This window comes from Rhodobacter sp. SY28-1, assembly GCF_005222785.1.
Taxonomy (GTDB): Bacteria; Pseudomonadota; Alphaproteobacteria; order Rhodobacterales; family Rhodobacteraceae; genus Tabrizicola.
The window spans coordinates 708,772-725,217 of sequence record NZ_STGH01000002.1; the positions used below are offsets into that span (position 1 = coordinate 708,772).

Consider the following 16,446-nt stretch of genomic DNA (forward strand, 5'->3'; position numbering starts at 1 on the left):
TCTCGGGGGGGCCTGCGAGGGGAGACCGAAGATGCCAAAGCCCGCCGACTGCACGACAATGGCCGAGATCAGGGCCGAGATCGACCGGCTGGACGAAGACCTCGTCCGGCTGTTCGCGGAACGGGCGGCATTCATCGACCGGGCGGCGGAGATCAAGGCCGAGGTCGACCTGCCGGCAAGGATCGGGTCGCGGGTCGAGGAAGTGGTGACAAACGTCCGCCGCCACGCCGCCACCTACGGGCTGCCGCCCGACCTGGTGGAAAAGCTGTGGCGGCGGCTGATCGACTGGTCCATCGCGCGCGAGGAAAGCAAGCTTGGGCCGGACACATTGCGGAAGGGCTAGGCCTGACGGCTGGCCGCTAGGGAGAGACGACAATGACGGCCAAGGTGATCGACGGCAAGGCCTTCGCGGCCACAGTGCGGGCTCAGGTGGCGGCACATGTGGCGCGGCTGAAGGAAGAGAACGGTATCCAGCCCGGTCTGGCCGTCGTGCTGGTGGGCGAGGACCCGGCCTCCCAGGTCTATGTCCGCAACAAGCATGCCTCGACCATCGAAGTTGGAATGTCCTCTTTCGAACATCGGCTGGACGCTTCGACCAGCGAGGCAGAGCTTCTTGCCCTGATCGACAGGCTGAACGCTGACCCCAAGGTACACGGGATTCTTGTGCAATTGCCGCTGCCCGGCCACCTGAACTCCGAGCTTGTCATCAACCGGATCGACCCGGCCAAGGATGTCGACGGATTCCATATTTCGAACGTTGGTCTCTTGGGCACCGGGCAGAAGTCGATGGTGCCCTGCACGCCGCTTGGCTGCCTGATGATGCTGCGGGATCATCATGGCAAGCTCGCGGGCCTGAATGCCGTGGTTGTGGGTCGTTCGAACATCGTCGGCAAGCCGATGGCGCAGCTTCTGCTGGGCGACAGCTGCACGGTGACCATCGCGCACAGCCGGACCAAGGACCTGGCCGAGGTCTGCAAGCGCGCCGACATCCTGGTGGCTGCCGTCGGGCGGCCCGAGATGGTGACCGGCGACATGGTGAAGCCGGGGGCGACGGTGATCGACGTCGGCATCAACCGCATTGAACGCGACGGCAAGGCAAAGCTGGTCGGCGACGTCCACTATGAAAGTGCTGCCGCCGTGGCTGGGGCGATCACCCCGGTTCCGGGCGGGGTGGGGCCGATGACCATCGCCTGCCTTCTGGCGAACACGCTGACGGCCTGCTGCCGCGCGAACGGGCTGGCGGAGCCTGAGGGGCTGACGGCCTGAACGAACAGGTAGGGTGGGCGGATCGCCCACCCTACGCTTGCCTTACCTGGGCATCGGAATCGCAAGGACGCGCGGGCCGGTAAGAATGGCCAGCGCGTCCTTTGCCATGAGCGCGGTGAGCGTGGCGTCATGCGACCGCAGACCCCCGGTATAGACCCCATAGGCGGGAAGGATCAGCCGCTGCGCATCGGCCAGGAAACAGGGCCGCGACTGGCCGGCCAGACGGGCCTTGGGGTGGTAATGACCCGAGATCTCCGCCCGCTCACCGGGTTCGGCAATGTGGCGGAAGGTGAAGGGTTGCAGCTTCAGCTCTGCCCGATGCGTTCCGCCGATCTCGATCGGGCCGGGGTCATGGTTTCCGGTGATCCAGGTCCAGCTGCGCCCCGCCATGAGACGGACAAGCCAGAGGCGGGAGGCCTCCTCAATCCCGTCCAGGGCCGCGAGGTCGTCAAAGCTGTCGCCAAGGCAGATGACGGCCTCCGCCTCGGTGGCTTCAAGATCGCGATCAAGCTTTTCCAGCGTCGCCTGCGTCTCGTAGGGGGGCAATAGCGTGCCCCCCCGCCGGGCAAGACGCTCGGATTTCCCAAGGTGCAGGTCCGAGACGGCAAGGGTCTTGCGGGCGGGCCAGTAAAGCGCGCCAGAGGACATCAGGTGCAGCGTCTCGCCGTGGAAGAAAAGCGCGTGGTGCATGGGTGCCTACCTGCCAAAGCACAGCGCTTCTGGCAAGGGCGGACGCTCCGCGGGGAGTATTTGCAACATGGGCAAGGACTTAGGCCAGGCCTGCAGCTTCCATCAGGGCCTGCGCCTGGGCGGTGGCTAGGCGGTCGCGGCCCTCACCCTGGACGGGGATGCGGCCGGGCTCGAAGAACATCGGCGCGGCGAGGGGGGTGACGCGGGTCAGGCGTTTCAGGACGATCGTGTCGCCGACGCGGGCGAGCATTGCCTCGATCCGGGAAAAGTCGATGAGGCCGCGCAAGGCCTCTTCCCGGGTGATCTGTAGGAGGAGGTGGTCGGGGTCATAGCGGCGCAGCGTGTCGTACAGGATGTCGGTCGAGAACGTCGCCTGCCGCCCGGTCTTGCGACGGCCCTGATGCGTGCGCTCGATCAGGCCCGAGATGATGGCGGTGGAGCGGAAGGTACGCTTCATCACCGCATTTTCGGAAAGCCAGGTGTCAAGGCCATCGCGCAGGGTTTCGAGGTCGAACAGGGGCCCGGGATCGGTGACGGGGTCGAGGCCCCAGATCAGCGTGGCATAGTCGGTGGCGACAAAGCCCAGGGGGGCAAGCCCCTGCGTCTCCATCTGTTTGGTGACGAGGAGGCCGAGGGTCTGCTGGGCGTTCCGTCCCGCAAAGCCGTAGACGCAAAGGTGTTCGCGCCCGTCGTGGGGGAACGATTCCAGAAGCAGGGAAGAAGGGTCGGGCAGCTGCGACACCTCACGCTGTTTCGCCAGCCACCAGGCGGTGTGGGTGGGTAGGTCGGGCCAGGTTTCCTGCTGGAAGATTTCCAGGATCCGGTCGGTCAGCAGCGTCGAGGTGGCGAACTTGGTGCCGTTGAACACGGCGACCTTGGGGTCGCGGCCGGGGGTTTTCGACACCTCCACCGTCATCTCGCGCAGGCCCTCGTAGCGGACGATCTGGCCGCCGATCAGGAAGGTGTCACCGGGGGTCAGGGTGGCGGCGAAGCTTTCCTCCACCTCGCCCAGTGGGGTGCCATACCCCCGGAACCGGACCTTCAGCGTTTCGATGTCGATGATCGTCCCGAGATTCTGCCGGATCAGTGCGGCGGCACGGGGGTCGCGCAGGTGCCACTTGCCCCCCGTCTCTTTCAGCCGCTGCCAGCGGTCGTAGGCCCGCAGCGCATAGCCGCCGGTGGCCACAAAATCGAGACAGGCGTCGAACTCTCCCCTCTTCAGGCCCGTATAGGGTCCCGCCGTGATGACCTCGGCGTAAAGCGCGTCGGCCTCGAACGGCCCAGCACAGGCGGTGGCCAGGATGTGCTGGCAAAGGACATCCCGCGGCCCCGGCCCCCGCGGCTCGCCGTCCAGCGTATGCGCCCGCACAGCGTCCAGCGCCGCCTGGCATTCCACCACCTCGAACCGGTTCGCGGGCACCAGCAAAGCCTTCGACGGCGCGTTGTAGCGGTGGTTCGCCCGCCCGATCCGCTGCACCAGCCGCTTGACGTTCTTCGGTGCGCCAACCTGGATCACCAGGTCCACGTCGCCCCAGTCGATCCCCAGATCCAGCGAGCCGGTGCAGACCACCGCCCGCAAGGCCCCCGCCGTCATCGCCTGCTCCACCCGTTCCCGCTGCTCGCGGGAGAGGCTGCCGTGGTGGATGCCGATCGGCAGGTCCTCGGTGTTCTGAAGCCACAGGTCGTGGAAGAACAGCTCGGCCTGCGCCCGGGTGTTGTGGAAGATCAGCGTGGTCTTGTGGCGGGTGATCTCGTTCAGGATCGCGGGGATGGCATACCGCCCACCGCCGCCGCTCCACGGGGGCGGGGCGTCGGTTTCCAGCATCGAAATATCCGGATCGGGGCCGGGGTCCGCCTGCAGGATCGTGGTCTCCGGTGCAAGGAACCGGGCCAAAGCGGGCGGGTTCTCCACCGTCGCGGACAGGCCGACACGGCGCAGGCCGGGGTTCAGGGACTGCAAGCGGGCGATCTGCAGGACAAGCTGGTCGCCGCGTTTGCTTTCGGCCAGCGCGTGGATTTCGTCGATGATGACGCGCCGCAAGCCCGCGAAGATGCGGGGGGCGTCCTCATAGGACAACAGCAGCGCCAGGCTCTCTGGCGTTGTCAGCAGGATGTGTGGCGGATCGGCGCGCTGCCGTCGCCGTTGAGTGTAACTTGTGTCGCCGGTGCGATCCTCGACCCGGATCTTCAGGCCTGCGCCCTCGATGGGGGTCCCGAGATTGCGGCGGATGTCGGCAGTCAGGGCCTTCAGGGGCGAGACGTAGAGGGTATGAAGGCCAGCCGGTGGAGTGGGCCCAAGTTCGGCAAGCGTCGGAAGGAATCCGGCCAGGGTCTTGCCGCCCCCCGTCGGCGCAATGAGAAGCGTGGCGGGGTCACCGCTGCGCGCCAGCATCTCCTCCTGATGCGGATGCAGCGTCCAGCCCTTGGCGGCGAACCAGTCGGACAGGGCGGGGGGAAGCATCGTCATGAGGGTAGAGATAGTGCGGCGCGGCGGGATGGGGAACGGAGTTGTCGCTGTCGCTGCCGCGTCCGGCGAAGAATTTCCGGGGAGAATTCCTCTTTGCGGGCGGTTTTCCCATGGCCCGGGTCGCGGTTGGGAGCTTGGGCTTTTCGCAGATATTTCTTCCCCGAAACCCGCCAAACTGCTTGCCCGACCCCTGCCGCGCGCCTAATCCGGGGCGTATGAGAATTCTGTTCCTTGGCGATGTCGTGGGCCGGTCGGGTCGGACGGCGATTACACAGCGGCTGCCGGGACTTCGGCAAGCCTGGGGCTTGGATTTCGTCGTCGTGAATGGCGAAAATGCCAGCCAGGGGGCCGGGATCACCGGGGACCATGCAAAGGAACTGCTGGCGGCGGGGGCGGATTGCCTGACTCTGGGCGACCATGCCTTTGACCAGAAGGATATGCTGTCCTTCATCGAGACCGAGCCGCGGATCGTGCGGCCGCTGAACTTCTCAAAGGTCGCGCCGGGCCGGGGCGCGCGGGTGTTCGATGCGACGCATGGCAGGAAGGTTCTGGTGACGCAGGCCCTGGGTCAGGTCTTCATGAAGCGGCCCTTCGATGACCCGTTCTCGGCACTGGAAACCGTGCTGAAGCAGCACACTCTGGGCGGTGTGGTGCAGGCAGCGATTGTCGATTTCCATGCCGAGGCCACGTCGGAAAAGATGGGAATGGGCCATTGGTGCGACGGGATGGCCAGCCTTGTGGTCGGGACCCATACCCATGTGCCCACGTCCGACACGATGATCCTGGCCAAGGGCACGGCTTTCCAGTCCGACGCGGGCATGTGCGGCGACTACGACAGCGTCATCGGGATGGAAAAGCTGGAGCCCCTGCGCCGCTTCCTGACCGGCATGGCGAAGGGCCGGTTCGAACCGGCGAATGGCGAGGCGACGCTGTCCGGGGTCTATGTCGAGACGGACGACAAGACCGGTCTGGCCACGAAGGTGCGGATGATCCGGGTGGGCGGCAAGCTGCAGGAGGCAACGCCTTGACTGGACGCTGGCTGTTCCCGCTGACCCTGCTTTGGTTGGGTGTCGGTTGGGGTGCTACCCAACCCCTTGGCAAGATCGCGACCCAAAGCGGCGCAAGTGCGCTGGAGCTAACCTTCTGGCAGGCAGTGGTCTGCACCGTCGTCCTTGGGGCCATCTCTCTCGCCCGCGGTCGGGGGCTGGTGTTCACGCCCCGGGCGCTGACCTTCTACGTCGTGGTCGCGGTGCTTGGCACCCTCTTGCCCGGCTTGACCTTCTACATCTCGGCCGAGCGCCTGCCTTCGGGGATCATGTCGATCATCATTTCGACGATCCCCCTGATGGCCTTCCCCCTGGCGCTTGCCGTCGGGATGGAACGGTTTGACGCCATCCGCCTGCTGGGACTGTTGCTGGGCCTTGCAGCCGTGGCGCTGATTGCCCTGCCATCGACCAGCCTGCCGGACCCCGGAATGATCGGCTTCCTGCCACTCGCCCTGTGCGGACCCCTGCTTTACGCGCTGGAGGCAACCTTCGTGGCCCGCTTCGGCACCGCCGGTATGGACGCCGTGCAGGCGATGTTCGGGGTCAGCGTCGTCGCCGTGCTCCTGATCCTGCCGCATATGTTGATGGGCGGGGAACGCTATGTCCCCTGGCCGATGGGTCGCCCAGAATGGGCGCTCATTCTGTCGTCGGCGCTGCACGGGCTCTTGTACGCGACCTATGTCTGGCTGGCGGCCCGGGCGGGGTCGGTCTTCGCGTCGCAGTCAAGCTATCTGGTGACAGGGGCCGGGATGATCTGGGCGATGCTGCTGCTGGGTGAACGGCCCTCTGTCACGGTCTGGCTGGCCGTGGCGGTGATGCTGGCGGGGGTGGCATTGGTCCAGCCGCGCGAACGGACCAAGACGGTGAGGACCTGATGTTCGGCATTTCGATCCCGGCCGAGGCCGCCCCCTGGGTCGCCCTGACGATCCTGGCGGTGATGTTCGTCCTCTTCGTGCTGGAACGCACTCCGGTCGAAGTGACGGCCATCGGCGGGGCGGCGCTGATGCTGATCCTGGGCATCCTGCCGGTGAAAGAGGCGACCTCGGTCCTTGCCAACCCCGCGCCCTGGACCATCGCGATGATGTTCCTCATCATGGGCGGCCTGGTCCGCACCGGCGCGGTCGAGGCCGTGATCTCGGAGGTGACCCGGCATGCCGGCGACCGGCCGAAGATGACGATCATCGTGTTGATCGGGGCGACTGCCCTTGCCTCGGCCTTCATGAACAACACACCTCTCGTCGCGGTGATGATCCCGGTCGTGATCCAGCTGGCGATCAAGATCAACCGCGCGCCCTCCAAGCTCTTGATCCCGCTGTCCTACATGACCGTCCTGGGCGGGATGATCTCGCTGATCGGGACCTCGACCAACCTTCTGGTGGACGGGGTCGCGGCGGACCGCGGGCTGGACCATTTCGGCCTGTTCGAGATCGCACCGCTTGGCATCGCGGTCACCCTGGCCGGGGGCGCCTTCCTGTTGCTGTTCGGCGACCGGCTCTTGCCGAACCGGCAGTCGATGGGGGTCCTCCTCAGCGAAAAGCGGAAGATGAAGTTCTTCACCGAAGTCGCCGTCCCCGAGGACTCGACCCTGATCGGCCAGCCGGTGATGGACATCGACATCTTCAAGCGCGACGGCGTGCGGGTGATTGACGTCCTGCGCGGTGACGCCTCGCTCCGCCGCGACCTTGCCCCCGTGACGCTGCAAGCCGGCGACCGCGTCGTCCTCAGGACCGAGATGACCGAACTCATGGGCCTGCACGAACGCAAGGACGTGCATCTCGTCGACAAGCTCTCCTCGGTCAACACCGAGACGGTCGAGGTCCTGATCGGCCCCGGCTGCCGGATGGAGGGCCACCGCCTCGGCGACCTGCGCCTCCGCCGCCGCTATGGCGTCTACGTCCTGGCCGTGCACCGCCACAACCAGAACATCGGGCGGCAGCTCGACGACCTGATCGTCCGCGTCGGCGACACGCTCCTTCTCGAGGGCACCATCGAGGACATCCAGCGCCTCGCCGCCGACATGAACCTTCTCGACGTCAACCGCCCTCGCGTCATGGCCTATCGCCGGTCGAAGGCCCCCATCGCCCTTGCCGCGATGGCGCTGATCGTCACGCTTTCGGCCCTCGACGTGGCCCCGATCCTGCCCCTCGCCCTGATCGCCGTCGCGGGCGTCCTCATCACCAAATGCGTCGACAGTGACGAGGCCTTCTCCTTCATCGACGGCCGCCTCCTGGCGATGATCTTCGCCATGCTCGCCGTGGGCCAAGGCCTCGAACAGTCCGGCGCCGTGGAAATGATCGTGAACGCCGTCGCACCCTGGATGGCCACGCTCGGCCCCTTCGCGCTGATCCTGGCGGTCTACTTCATCGGCCTTGTCCTGACCGAGTTCCTGTCGAACAACGCCGTCGCGGTGATCTACACCCCCGTCGCCATCGAACTGGCCGAAACGCTCGGCCACGACCCCCGCCCCTTCGTGGTGGCCGTGATGTTCTCCGCCACCCTCGCCTTCGCGACGCCGGTGGGGTATCAGACCAACATGATGGTCTACGGGCCGGGCGGCTACAAGTTCTCGGACTTCGCCCGCGTCGGCGTCCCCCTGAACATCATCGTGATGCTGGTGTCTTGCGCCCTGATCCCGCTGATCTGGCCGCTGTGAAAGGAAAGACAATGCGCCGTTTCCTGATCGTCGGACTGCTGGCCGGATGCGTTTCCGCAGGCCAACCCCCCGTGCCCCAGGCCGCGCGCCTGTCGTCCGAGGTCCTGACCCTGACCCTCGCCGACGGCACCGTCTGCCGCGCGAACTGGCGGGCCGAGGGCGGGTCCGGCCGGCTGGAAAACTGCGGCCCGGGCTTCGGCTACTCCGTGCGCGAGGTCACCAACCCGAACCTCCTGCGCCAGCTTTTCACCGGCCTGACCGAAGCTTTGGGAGCCGACGGCTCCGTCCCCCCGATGGCCGAGGTCACCATCACCGACGCCATGGGCCGCGACCACGTCTTCGTCTCCCCGCCGCCTGTAGACTAGTGATGTCGTAGGGTGCGCTGTAGCGCATCCTAGGCATGGCTTGATTGCCTAGTTTCCTGCTCGCATATCTTCAGAGCCGTCCAACGACTCAAGCACGCGATCCATCGCACGCTCAACACTCCGAACCAAGAACTCGCTCGAGTCTTTTTGCTCCATATCAACGTAGTGGATATGTCGAAGTCGAACTGGAATTTCGCCGCCTGAGTACAAGAGCGGAATAATAGGGCTAGTTACCTTGTCACTTGACTCAAGCGTCTTGATAGCTTGGTCCAGCTCATCTTTAACAGAATCAGATTCGCCAAAATTCTCTGAGAAGATAGCGATTGCCATTGCACTATCATCTAATGCCTTACGAACGACATCCCTCCAAACTTCACCAGCTACGATGTTTTCAAAATCAAGCCAAGGTTCAACACCGGCTTGTCTCAGAACCCTCGCAACCTCTGCAGCCTTCTCGCGGTCTTTTCGGGAGTAGATGATAAAGACTCGACGGGCGCGACGCTTAAGCCGGTTGCGCCTAGTTATCTCTATCATTGTTACAACTGACGCCCCCGCCAGCAATGTTGCCATCAAAGCGAAGAAAATCTCAATCTTGAAGCCATCGAACCAACGATCTCCGGTGCCCACAAACAGGGACTCAGAAACAAGGGAAACGCTCCCTCCAATTGCTGCCGCAAGCGATGCCGCCATTACAGCAGATGTGAATGCGCGCGAGTCCTTCATTATTGAATTCCCTTCACGAAAAGAACAAATCCAGAAAGAAGGACTACACCAATTAAGTTGCACACACCTCCTAGCCAAATTCTCTGACCTTTGATATCTTGTGGCTTCTTCTCCCAATCCTGATGGAACGCCATCACAGCAAAAAACAGGAGAAGGCTAGTTGCCGTAAAGATCCCGAGTGATATGCTCTTTTCTTGGCCCGTCACAGACTTAGAAAGCTCAAATATATATATGAGCGCAGAGCTAACTGCTGATATTGATAGCTCAACTCCAAGAAAGAAATCACGCGCTTCCCAAGTAGTTCCACGAACTAGCTTCTTCGCCAAAGCGCCAAGCAAGATCAGCACCAGAGGAATACCCAATGCGATTACATAATTGAGCATGTGGATGGTTCTCGCGGTAACATCATGAAGGGTCCAAATGCGCTCCATCAATTGGTTAGCCTCTAGAATAACAGCCGTCAATAAGAAGTGTTCTGCTCCGACTGTCGAACGAATGCTGCCCCCTCACAAGAAACTCTGCGGATCAATATCCACCGCCAGCCTTAAATCCCTCGGCAGCTTGAACCCCGCCAGCCACTCCGCCAAAGCCGCCTGCAAGGGGGCCCCCTTCTCTGCCTTCACCAACAGCCGCACCCGGTGCCGCCCCCGGACCCGGGCAATCGGCGCCGGAGCAGGCCCCCAGACCTCCGCCCCGATCCGCTTCAACGGCTCACACCGCCGCGCCAGCTCCCCGCCGAAATCGAACACCGCAGCCACGTCGGGCGACGACAGGATGATCCCCGCCATCCGGCCATAGGGCGGCACACCCGAGGCCCGCCGCTCCCCGGCCTCGGCCCGCCAGAACGCCTCCTCGTCGCCGCCCAGGATCGCCCGGATCACCGGATGCTCCGGCTGGTGGGTCTGCAGCCAGGCCTCCCCCTTCCGCTCTGCCGTCCGGCCCGCCCGGCCCGCGACCTGACGCATCAGCTGGAACGTCCGCTCCGCCGCCCGCAGGTCCGACCCCTGCAGGCCAAGGTCGGCGTCGATCACCCCCACCAGCGTCAGCAGCGGAAAGTTGTGCCCCTTCGCCACGATCTGCGTGCCGATGATGATGTCCGCCCCGCCTGACGAAATCTCGGCGATCTTCTCCTTCAGCGCGCGGGCTGACCCAAACAGGTCCGACGACAGCACCGCCACCCGAGCCTCCGAGAACCGCGCCGCCACCTCCTCCGCCAGCCGTTCCACCCCCGGCCCCACGGCGGCCATCCGGCCCTCCACCCCGCAGGAGGGACAGGCCAAAGGCACCGGCTTCGTCGCCCCGCACTGGTGGCAGACCAGCCGCTTCTGGAACCGATGCTCCACCATCCGCGCATCGCAGTGGTCGCAGCCCACCTGATGCCCGCAGGCCCGGCAGAGCGTCACCGGCGCAAACCCCCGCCGGTTCAGGAACAGCAGCGCCTGCTCCCCGCGCCCCACAACGGCCCGCACCTTCCCGGCCAAAGTCTCCGAAATCCACCGATCCCCCGGCAGCCGCTCGGTCCGCATATCAATCGCCCGCATCTCCGGCATCTCCGCCGCGCCGAACCGGGACCCCAGATCCAGCCGCCGATACTTCCCCGCCTCGACATTGGCCCAGGTCTCCAGCGACGGCGTCGCCGAGGCCAGCACCACCGGACACCCCGCAATCGCCGCCCGCAGCACCGCCATGTCGCGCGCGTTGTACAAGACCCCGTCCTCCTGCTTGTAGGAGGTGTCATGCTCCTCATCGACAACGATCAGCCCGAGGTCCTGGAACGGCAGGAACAGCGCCGACCGCGCGCCCACCACCAGCTCCGCCCCGCCTTCGGAGACCATCCGCCACAGCCGCCGCCGCTCGGTCATCGTGACGCCCGAGTGCCACTCCGCCGGCCGCGCCCCGAACCGAGCCTCCACCCGCGTCAAAAACTCCGCCGTCAAGGCAATCTCCGGCAACAGCACCAGCGCCTGCCGACGCGCCCTAAGACACTCCGCCACCGCCTCAAGGTAAACCTCGGTCTTCCCCGACCCCGTCACCCCCTTCAGCAGCGTCGCCGCGTACGCGCCAGCAGCCACATCCGCGACCAGCGCATCCCCCGCCGCGACCTGCTCCCCCTCCAGCCGCATTCCCACATCGGCCTTCAAGCGCGGATAGGGCGTATCCCGCGGCGCATCCTCCTCCGCCACCACCCCCAGCTTCACCAGGCCTTTCACCACCGAACTGCCACAGGCCGCAGCCTCCACCAGCTCGCCCAGCGTCACCGGAGCCCCGCCAAACGCCCGCAAAGCCTCCACCACCCGATGCCGCGCCTCGGTCAGACTGTTCGGCACCGCCCCCGCCAGCCGATACACCCGCTTCACCGACGCAGGCTCCCCCAACCCCGGAGTCCGTGTCGCCAACCGCAGCATCGCCGGCAACGGCGTCAGCGTATACTCCGCCGCCCGACCAAGAAACGACCGCAACTCCAACCGCATCGGCCGCGCGTCCAGCACCCGCCCCACCGGCCGCACCTTCGCTGGGTCCCAGCCGCCAACCGCAGGCCCCCAGACCACCCCCAGCACCCGCCTTGGCCCCAGCGGCACCTCGACGAAATCCCCGTCCCCGCAGCCCCCCTCCGGCGCGCGATAGTCCAGCACGCGGCCCAAAGGCTCCGTCGTCAGCACCCCGACCAGATCGCCCGCCTGATAGACCCGGTCCGCCACCTGAAACCTTTCGCTCATCCGCCGTTTGGGCTAAACCGCGACCCGAGAGCATTCAACCCCCGCGTTGCACCCCCCGCAACCGCCAAGGAGGCCCCCAATGAAATTCTTCATCGACACCGCCGACGTCGACGCCATCCGTGAGCTTCACGACCTCGGCATGGTCGACGGCGTCACCACCAACCCGTCGCTGATCCTAAAATCCGGCCGCGACATCATCGAGGTCACCAAAGAGATCTGCTCCTTCGTCAAAGGCCCGGTTTCGGCCGAAGTCGTCGCCCTGACCGCGCCCGAAATGATCGCCGAGGGCCGCAAACTGGCCGCCATCGCCCCCAATATCGCCGTGAAAGTCCCGCTGACCTGGGACGGCCTCAAGACCTGCAAGACCCTGTCGTCTGAGGGCTTCATGGTCAACGTCACCCTCTGCTTTTCCGCCAACCAGGCCCTGATCGCCGCCAAGGCCGGGGCGACCTTCATCTCGCCCTTCATCGGGCGGCTGGACGACATCAACCTCGACGGCCTCGACCTGATCGGCGACATCCGCACGATCTATGACAACTACGACTTCAAGACCCAGATCCTTGCGGCCTCGATCCGCACCGCCAACCACGTCAAGGACTGCGCCCTGATCGGAGCCGACGTCGTCACTGCCCCCCCGAACGTGATCAAGGCCCTGGCGAGCCACATGCTGACCGACAAGGGCCTCGACCAGTTCACCGCCGACTGGGCGAAGACGGGTCAGAAGATCCTGTAAGCGGGACCGCGGCGACCCCCGCCCCCCTTGCCACTCCACATCACCTGTCATCCCCGCGCAGGCGGGGATCCACTTTCAACGCCCAACGATGGATCCCCGCCTGCGCGGGGATTACAGGCAGTTCGGGACCCGCCCCGACTCCCCGAACCCGTAGGTCGGGGTTCACCCCGACTCCCCCGCACCACACAGGGCCGCGCCCTCCCTCGGGCGGGCGCAAACCCCGCTGGTTCCCGGGCACTTTATTCTTCACCCCCTCCCACCGCAGTTCTGCGCGTGACACGTCAAGAGCGCCCTCCCGGGGGGAGGGAGGGCGCGGCCCGGCGGCGCAAGCGCCTTGATTCCGGGCCAAGGAGTGGCTCTGTTTGACCAGTAAGCATTTTACCTGCCCATCGTAGGGTGTGCTACAGCGCAGCACACTCTCGCCGTTCGTTGCTCACAAATTGCTACTTTACTTGCCAATGAAAAGCTGATGTGGCAATTTCAGTGCCTAACCAAAATTAAGGGTAACGCATTCTTGGCCTTCCTGGAGTTCAATCCTACAACGACATTGTACCAGTATACGACGCTTTCTGGATTTGAAGGGATTATATCCAGCAAATCGATATGGTTCACAGACCTCCGCTTTACAAACGACCCGCGAGAAATAACCCTTGGTCGAGACCAATTTCTCAAAGCAGTAAAGCTACTAAGAGACAAGGATTTTCGCGGCCAAAGAGGCTTACCTATCTCAGTCTTTGTTTCTCGGGTGCTGAGTTATCTCGAGAAGGGAGGCTTGCTGTCTGCTTCCTTCACCACATCAGGCGACAACTTGCCAATGTGGAGCGCATATGGAGGAAATTATGCGGGTTTTTCCATTGGGTTTAGGCCGACAGCTGTGCGCTCTATGCCCGTTAGAATTCAGAAGGTAAATTACATCAAAGATGACACTATCGATAGTTGGCGGCAACTGCTTCGTGATCTTCTATCAGGCGTCATTGAGCGGGAAGCTGTGTACTCTGTGTCTGACCTTGATTGGCTGTCTGCCGCTACCCGGACGGTCTCGGTGATTGTATCTACTAAACACAAAATTTGGGAGTATGAGAACGAAATACGCTGCACCCATGCTGCAGTCGCGAAAGAAGCAGGTATTCAGATCAATGGAGTAGACATTCCCGCTTCCGAGTATCCGGATGGTCGACCCTACTACACTCTGCTTCGGAGGAGAGCCCGAGACGAAACCGAGGTCTCGTATGCACCCATTCAATTCGGCAAGTATGCGAAAGGTGTTCACTGGCCAGAGAAAGCCATTGAACGCGTGATACTGGGACCGAAATGCCCTTGTTCAGTTCCTGAAGTAACGGAAAAGCTTAACCAACATGGATTCACAAGTTTCGAAGTCATGCAGTCAGAGTGCCTAATTCGCTAACCACCCCCCTCACCTCACCAACGGCCCGCCGAACACCCGCTCCTCCCCCTCCGCCACCCCCTTCTGCATCCTCTCCTGCATGAAGACCCGCTCCGCCTGCACCACCCCCGGCCCCGCGTCCTCCCACTCCCCGCCCATCGCCTTCGCCACATCCCCAAAGGCAGGCTTCTCGCCCGACCAGGCCTCCTCCCGCTCCCGGTAATGCGCCAGCGTCTCGGCCCCCCGGATCACCCCGGCCAGCCGCGCGTGCATGTAGCTGCGCAAGACGTCGTTGATCCGCGGCCCGTAGCCCTCGCCCATCGAGCGGAAGAACTTCAGCAAATCCGCCTCCAGCGCCAGCGTCACCTTCACCTTCGCCGCGCGGGGCGTCGCCGTGGCGATCTGATGCCACTCCTCCGGGAGCGCCCGGTCAGTTCGATGGTGTTGTGCAGATCCCATTCCAGACGCCGCATGACATCCATCATGTAGGTCATCTTGGCACGCTGCCGGGGGGTCTGTTTCTTCAGGTCGGGCATGGCTGGGTCCTTTGCGGCGCCCACCCTCGCGCCCAAAGGTTAACGTCAGCCGACCGATACGCGCGTATGGACCCTTTCCATACCAAAGCCAGACGCGTTCCAGACGCAGTGTTGCATCCCTGCCGGTCCCCTTTGGGCTCATGTGTTAATCCTGTCGCCAAGCCCTTGGCGGGTCGCCTATACTGCGGCCGAATTCGCATGAACCCTGGCCCGCCCGATGATCGAACCCGACCTGCGCGACCGCATCCTTGCCGAACCCGAACGCCTGCTGGACGACCGCGACGTGATGAACGCGCTGGTCTCGGCGAACGAACGCAGCCTTGGCGAGAACATCGTCGATCTGCGCGGCATCGCCATGCAACGCCTTGAATCCAGGCTGGATCGTCTGGAGGACACCCACCGTTCGGTCATCGCGGCGGCCTATGAGAACCTCGCCGGAACCAACCAGGTGCACCGCGCTGTTCTACAAATGCTAGAGCCGACAAACTTCGAGGCCTTCATGGCCGCCCTCTCGGGCGAGGTCGCGCAGACCCTGCGGGTTGACCATGTCCGCCTGGTGCTGGAAAGCCTGCAAGAGGACAGCGAAGGCGACCCAACCCTCCGCCGCCTGGGCGAAGTGCTGACCGTCGTGCCCCGCGGATTTGTCGCTAACTATCTGACAAAAGGGCGAAATGGTCCGGGCCGAAGCGTGGTCCTGCGGTCGGTGACCGGCCTTGCCGCCGACTTCTATGGTGCCCGCGCCGAAGGCATCCAGTCCGAGGCGCTGATGAAGCTGGACCTCGGCCCGGGCCGCCTGCCGGGGATGCTGGTCTTTGCCTCCGAAGACCCGAACCAGTTCAAGTCGACCCATGGCACCGACCTCCTGGCCTTCTTCGCCGGGGTCTTCGAACGGACGATGCGGCGGTGGCTGGGCTGACCGCCGACCCCTTCCTGGCCCCCGCGCTTGGGGCCGCGCTGACGCAATGGCTGACCCATCTCGCCGCGCTTGACGGGGCCGCGGCCAACACGATCGAAGCCTACCGCCGCGACGTGACCCGCTTTCTGAAGTTTCTCGCCGCCCACCGGGGCGGGGCCGGGGGCATCGCCTCGGTCATCTCGACCACCCAGTCCGACCTCCGCGCCTGGATGGCCGAGGAACGCAGCCGGGGCCTTTCCGCGCGCTCGCTGGCCCGTGCCCTGTCGGCCGTGAAGGGCTTCACTGCCTGGGCGGCCGAGCGAACCGGAGGCGACGCCACGACAGTCCTGTCCACCCGCGCGCCGAAGTTCCGCCGCAAGCTGCCGCGACCGCTAAGTGAAGACGGAGCAACGGAAATTCTGACCGAGATCGGCGCGGATGCCCGTGAGGACTGGATCGCCGCCCGCGACACCGCCATCGCCACGCTGCTCTATGGCCTTGGCCTGCGGATCTCCGAGGCGCTGGGGCTGACGGGGGCGGCGCATCCCTTGCCGCCGGTGCTTCGCATCACCGGCAAGGGCGGCAAGACCCGGCTGGTCCCGGTCATGCCCGCTGCAGCACAGGCCGTCGCGGCCTATGTCGCCCTCTGCCCCTTCGACCTTGCAAGCGACGCACCCCTCTTCCGCGGCGCACGCGGTGGCCCGGTCAATCCCCGGCTGATCCAGGCCGCGATGGAGCGCGCTCGCCTGCGCCTCGGCCTGCCCGCGACGGCCACGCCCCATGCCCTGCGCCACAGCTTTGCAACCCACCTTCTGTCAGCAGGCGGCGATCTGCGTGCGATCCAGGAACTTCTGGGCCATGCCTCACTTTCGACAACCCAGGCCTATACCGCTGTCGATGCCACCCGGCTGATGGAGGTCTATGAGAAATCCCACCCCCGCGCCTGACCTCCAGACCCAGGCCAGCGCGGC

The 16,446-nt window shown here is 64.6% G+C and carries 16 protein-coding genes; 10 read left to right on the forward strand and 6 right to left on the reverse strand.

Annotated elements, in window-relative coordinates; all coding sequences use genetic code 11:
* The first annotated feature begins 31 nt into the window (after positions 1-31).
* Together E8M84_RS12485 and folD are read left to right on the forward strand one after the other, a co-directional pair.
* Positions 32-343, forward strand: coding sequence for a chorismate mutase (locus E8M84_RS12485; protein ID WP_137111505.1), 312 nt, complete (start codon positions 32-34; stop codon positions 341-343).
* Positions 344-375: 32 nt separating this feature from the next.
* The gene (folD, locus tag E8M84_RS12490) at positions 376-1,266 is read left to right on the forward strand and encodes a bifunctional methylenetetrahydrofolate dehydrogenase/methenyltetrahydrofolate cyclohydrolase FolD (RefSeq protein WP_137111506.1); all 891 of its coding nucleotides are present in this window, start codon (positions 376-378) and stop codon (positions 1,264-1,266) included.
* A gap of 42 nt (positions 1,267-1,308) precedes the next feature.
* Here folD and pdeM read toward each other — a convergent pair whose 3' ends face one another.
* Complete coding sequence (pdeM, locus tag E8M84_RS12495; protein WP_137111507.1) at positions 1,309-1,956, reverse strand: ligase-associated DNA damage response endonuclease PdeM; 648 nt, start codon at positions 1,954-1,956, stop codon at positions 1,309-1,311.
* A gap of 79 nt (positions 1,957-2,035) precedes the next feature.
* Positions 2,036-4,423: a ligase-associated DNA damage response DEXH box helicase gene (locus tag E8M84_RS12500; RefSeq protein WP_137111508.1), complete on the reverse strand. Its 2,388-nt coding sequence runs from the start codon at positions 4,421-4,423 to the stop codon at positions 2,036-2,038.
* Between the two features lie 215 nt (positions 4,424-4,638).
* On the opposite strand from E8M84_RS12500, the gene E8M84_RS12505 reads away from it, so the two are divergent.
* Genes E8M84_RS12505 through E8M84_RS12520 form a run of 4 tightly spaced genes read left to right on the forward strand, consistent with a single transcriptional unit; the run spans position 4,639 to position 8,487 of the window.
* Positions 4,639-5,451, forward strand: a complete 813-nt coding sequence (locus tag E8M84_RS12505) for a TIGR00282 family metallophosphoesterase (protein WP_137111509.1) — start codon at positions 4,639-4,641, stop codon at positions 5,449-5,451.
* Positions 5,448-6,344 (forward strand): DMT family transporter, encoded by an 897-nt coding sequence (locus tag E8M84_RS12510; protein WP_137111510.1) that lies wholly within the window; start codon positions 5,448-5,450, stop codon positions 6,342-6,344. The genes E8M84_RS12505 and E8M84_RS12510 overlap by 4 nt, the downstream gene beginning before the upstream one ends.
* Entirely contained in the window at positions 6,344-8,122 is a 1,779-nt protein-coding gene (locus E8M84_RS12515; RefSeq protein ID WP_137111511.1) for an SLC13 family permease, read from the forward strand. Before E8M84_RS12510 ends, E8M84_RS12515 begins: the two co-directional genes overlap by 1 nt.
* A gap of 11 nt (positions 8,123-8,133) precedes the next feature.
* Positions 8,134-8,487, forward strand: a complete 354-nt coding sequence (locus E8M84_RS12520) for a hypothetical protein (protein WP_137111512.1) — start codon at positions 8,134-8,136, stop codon at positions 8,485-8,487.
* 48 nt (positions 8,488-8,535) lie between these two features.
* Here the strand turns inward: E8M84_RS12520 and E8M84_RS12525 are convergent, their stop codons facing one another.
* The 3 genes from E8M84_RS12525 to E8M84_RS12535 all read right to left on the reverse strand — a co-directional run bounded on the left by E8M84_RS12525 (position 8,536) and on the right by E8M84_RS12535 (position 11,927).
* Positions 8,536-9,210, reverse strand: a complete 675-nt coding sequence (locus tag E8M84_RS12525; protein ID WP_137111513.1) for a toll/interleukin-1 receptor domain-containing protein — start codon at positions 9,208-9,210, stop codon at positions 8,536-8,538.
* On the reverse strand, positions 9,210-9,593 hold the full coding sequence (locus E8M84_RS12530) for a hypothetical protein (protein WP_137111514.1): 384 nt from the start codon (positions 9,591-9,593) through the stop codon (positions 9,210-9,212). The genes E8M84_RS12525 and E8M84_RS12530 overlap by 1 nt, the downstream gene beginning before the upstream one ends.
* 123 nt (positions 9,594-9,716) lie before the next feature.
* A complete protein-coding gene (locus tag E8M84_RS12535; RefSeq protein WP_137111515.1) occupies positions 9,717-11,927 on the reverse strand; it encodes a primosomal protein N' in 2,211 nt (736 codons plus the stop codon).
* Between the two features lie 79 nt (positions 11,928-12,006).
* Between E8M84_RS12535 and fsa the strand changes: the two genes are divergently transcribed.
* Together fsa and E8M84_RS12545 are read left to right on the forward strand one after the other, a co-directional pair.
* On the forward strand, positions 12,007-12,660 hold the full coding sequence (fsa, locus tag E8M84_RS12540) for a fructose-6-phosphate aldolase (RefSeq protein ID WP_137111516.1): 654 nt from the start codon (positions 12,007-12,009) through the stop codon (positions 12,658-12,660).
* Between the two features lie 514 nt (positions 12,661-13,174).
* Positions 13,175-14,065, forward strand: a complete 891-nt coding sequence (locus E8M84_RS12545; RefSeq protein WP_170971921.1) for a DUF2971 domain-containing protein — start codon at positions 13,175-13,177, stop codon at positions 14,063-14,065.
* A gap of 9 nt (positions 14,066-14,074) precedes the next feature.
* Here the strand turns inward: E8M84_RS12545 and E8M84_RS12550 are convergent, their stop codons facing one another.
* The gene (locus tag E8M84_RS12550) at positions 14,075-14,503 is read right to left on the reverse strand and encodes a BrnA antitoxin family protein (protein ID WP_170971922.1); all 429 of its coding nucleotides are present in this window, start codon (positions 14,501-14,503) and stop codon (positions 14,075-14,077) included.
* 294 nt (positions 14,504-14,797) lie between these two features.
* Between E8M84_RS12550 and E8M84_RS12555 the strand changes: the two genes are divergently transcribed.
* Both E8M84_RS12555 and E8M84_RS12560 read left to right on the forward strand, forming a co-directional pair.
* Positions 14,798-15,496 carry a DUF484 family protein gene (locus E8M84_RS12555; RefSeq protein ID WP_137111519.1) on the forward strand — a complete coding sequence of 233 codons (699 nt, stop codon included), beginning with the start codon at positions 14,798-14,800 and terminating at the stop codon, positions 15,494-15,496.
* Positions 15,484-16,422, forward strand: coding sequence for a tyrosine recombinase XerC (locus E8M84_RS12560; protein ID WP_240790370.1), 939 nt, complete (start codon positions 15,484-15,486; stop codon positions 16,420-16,422). Before E8M84_RS12555 ends, E8M84_RS12560 begins: the two co-directional genes overlap by 13 nt.
* Positions 16,423-16,446 lie beyond the last annotated feature (24 nt).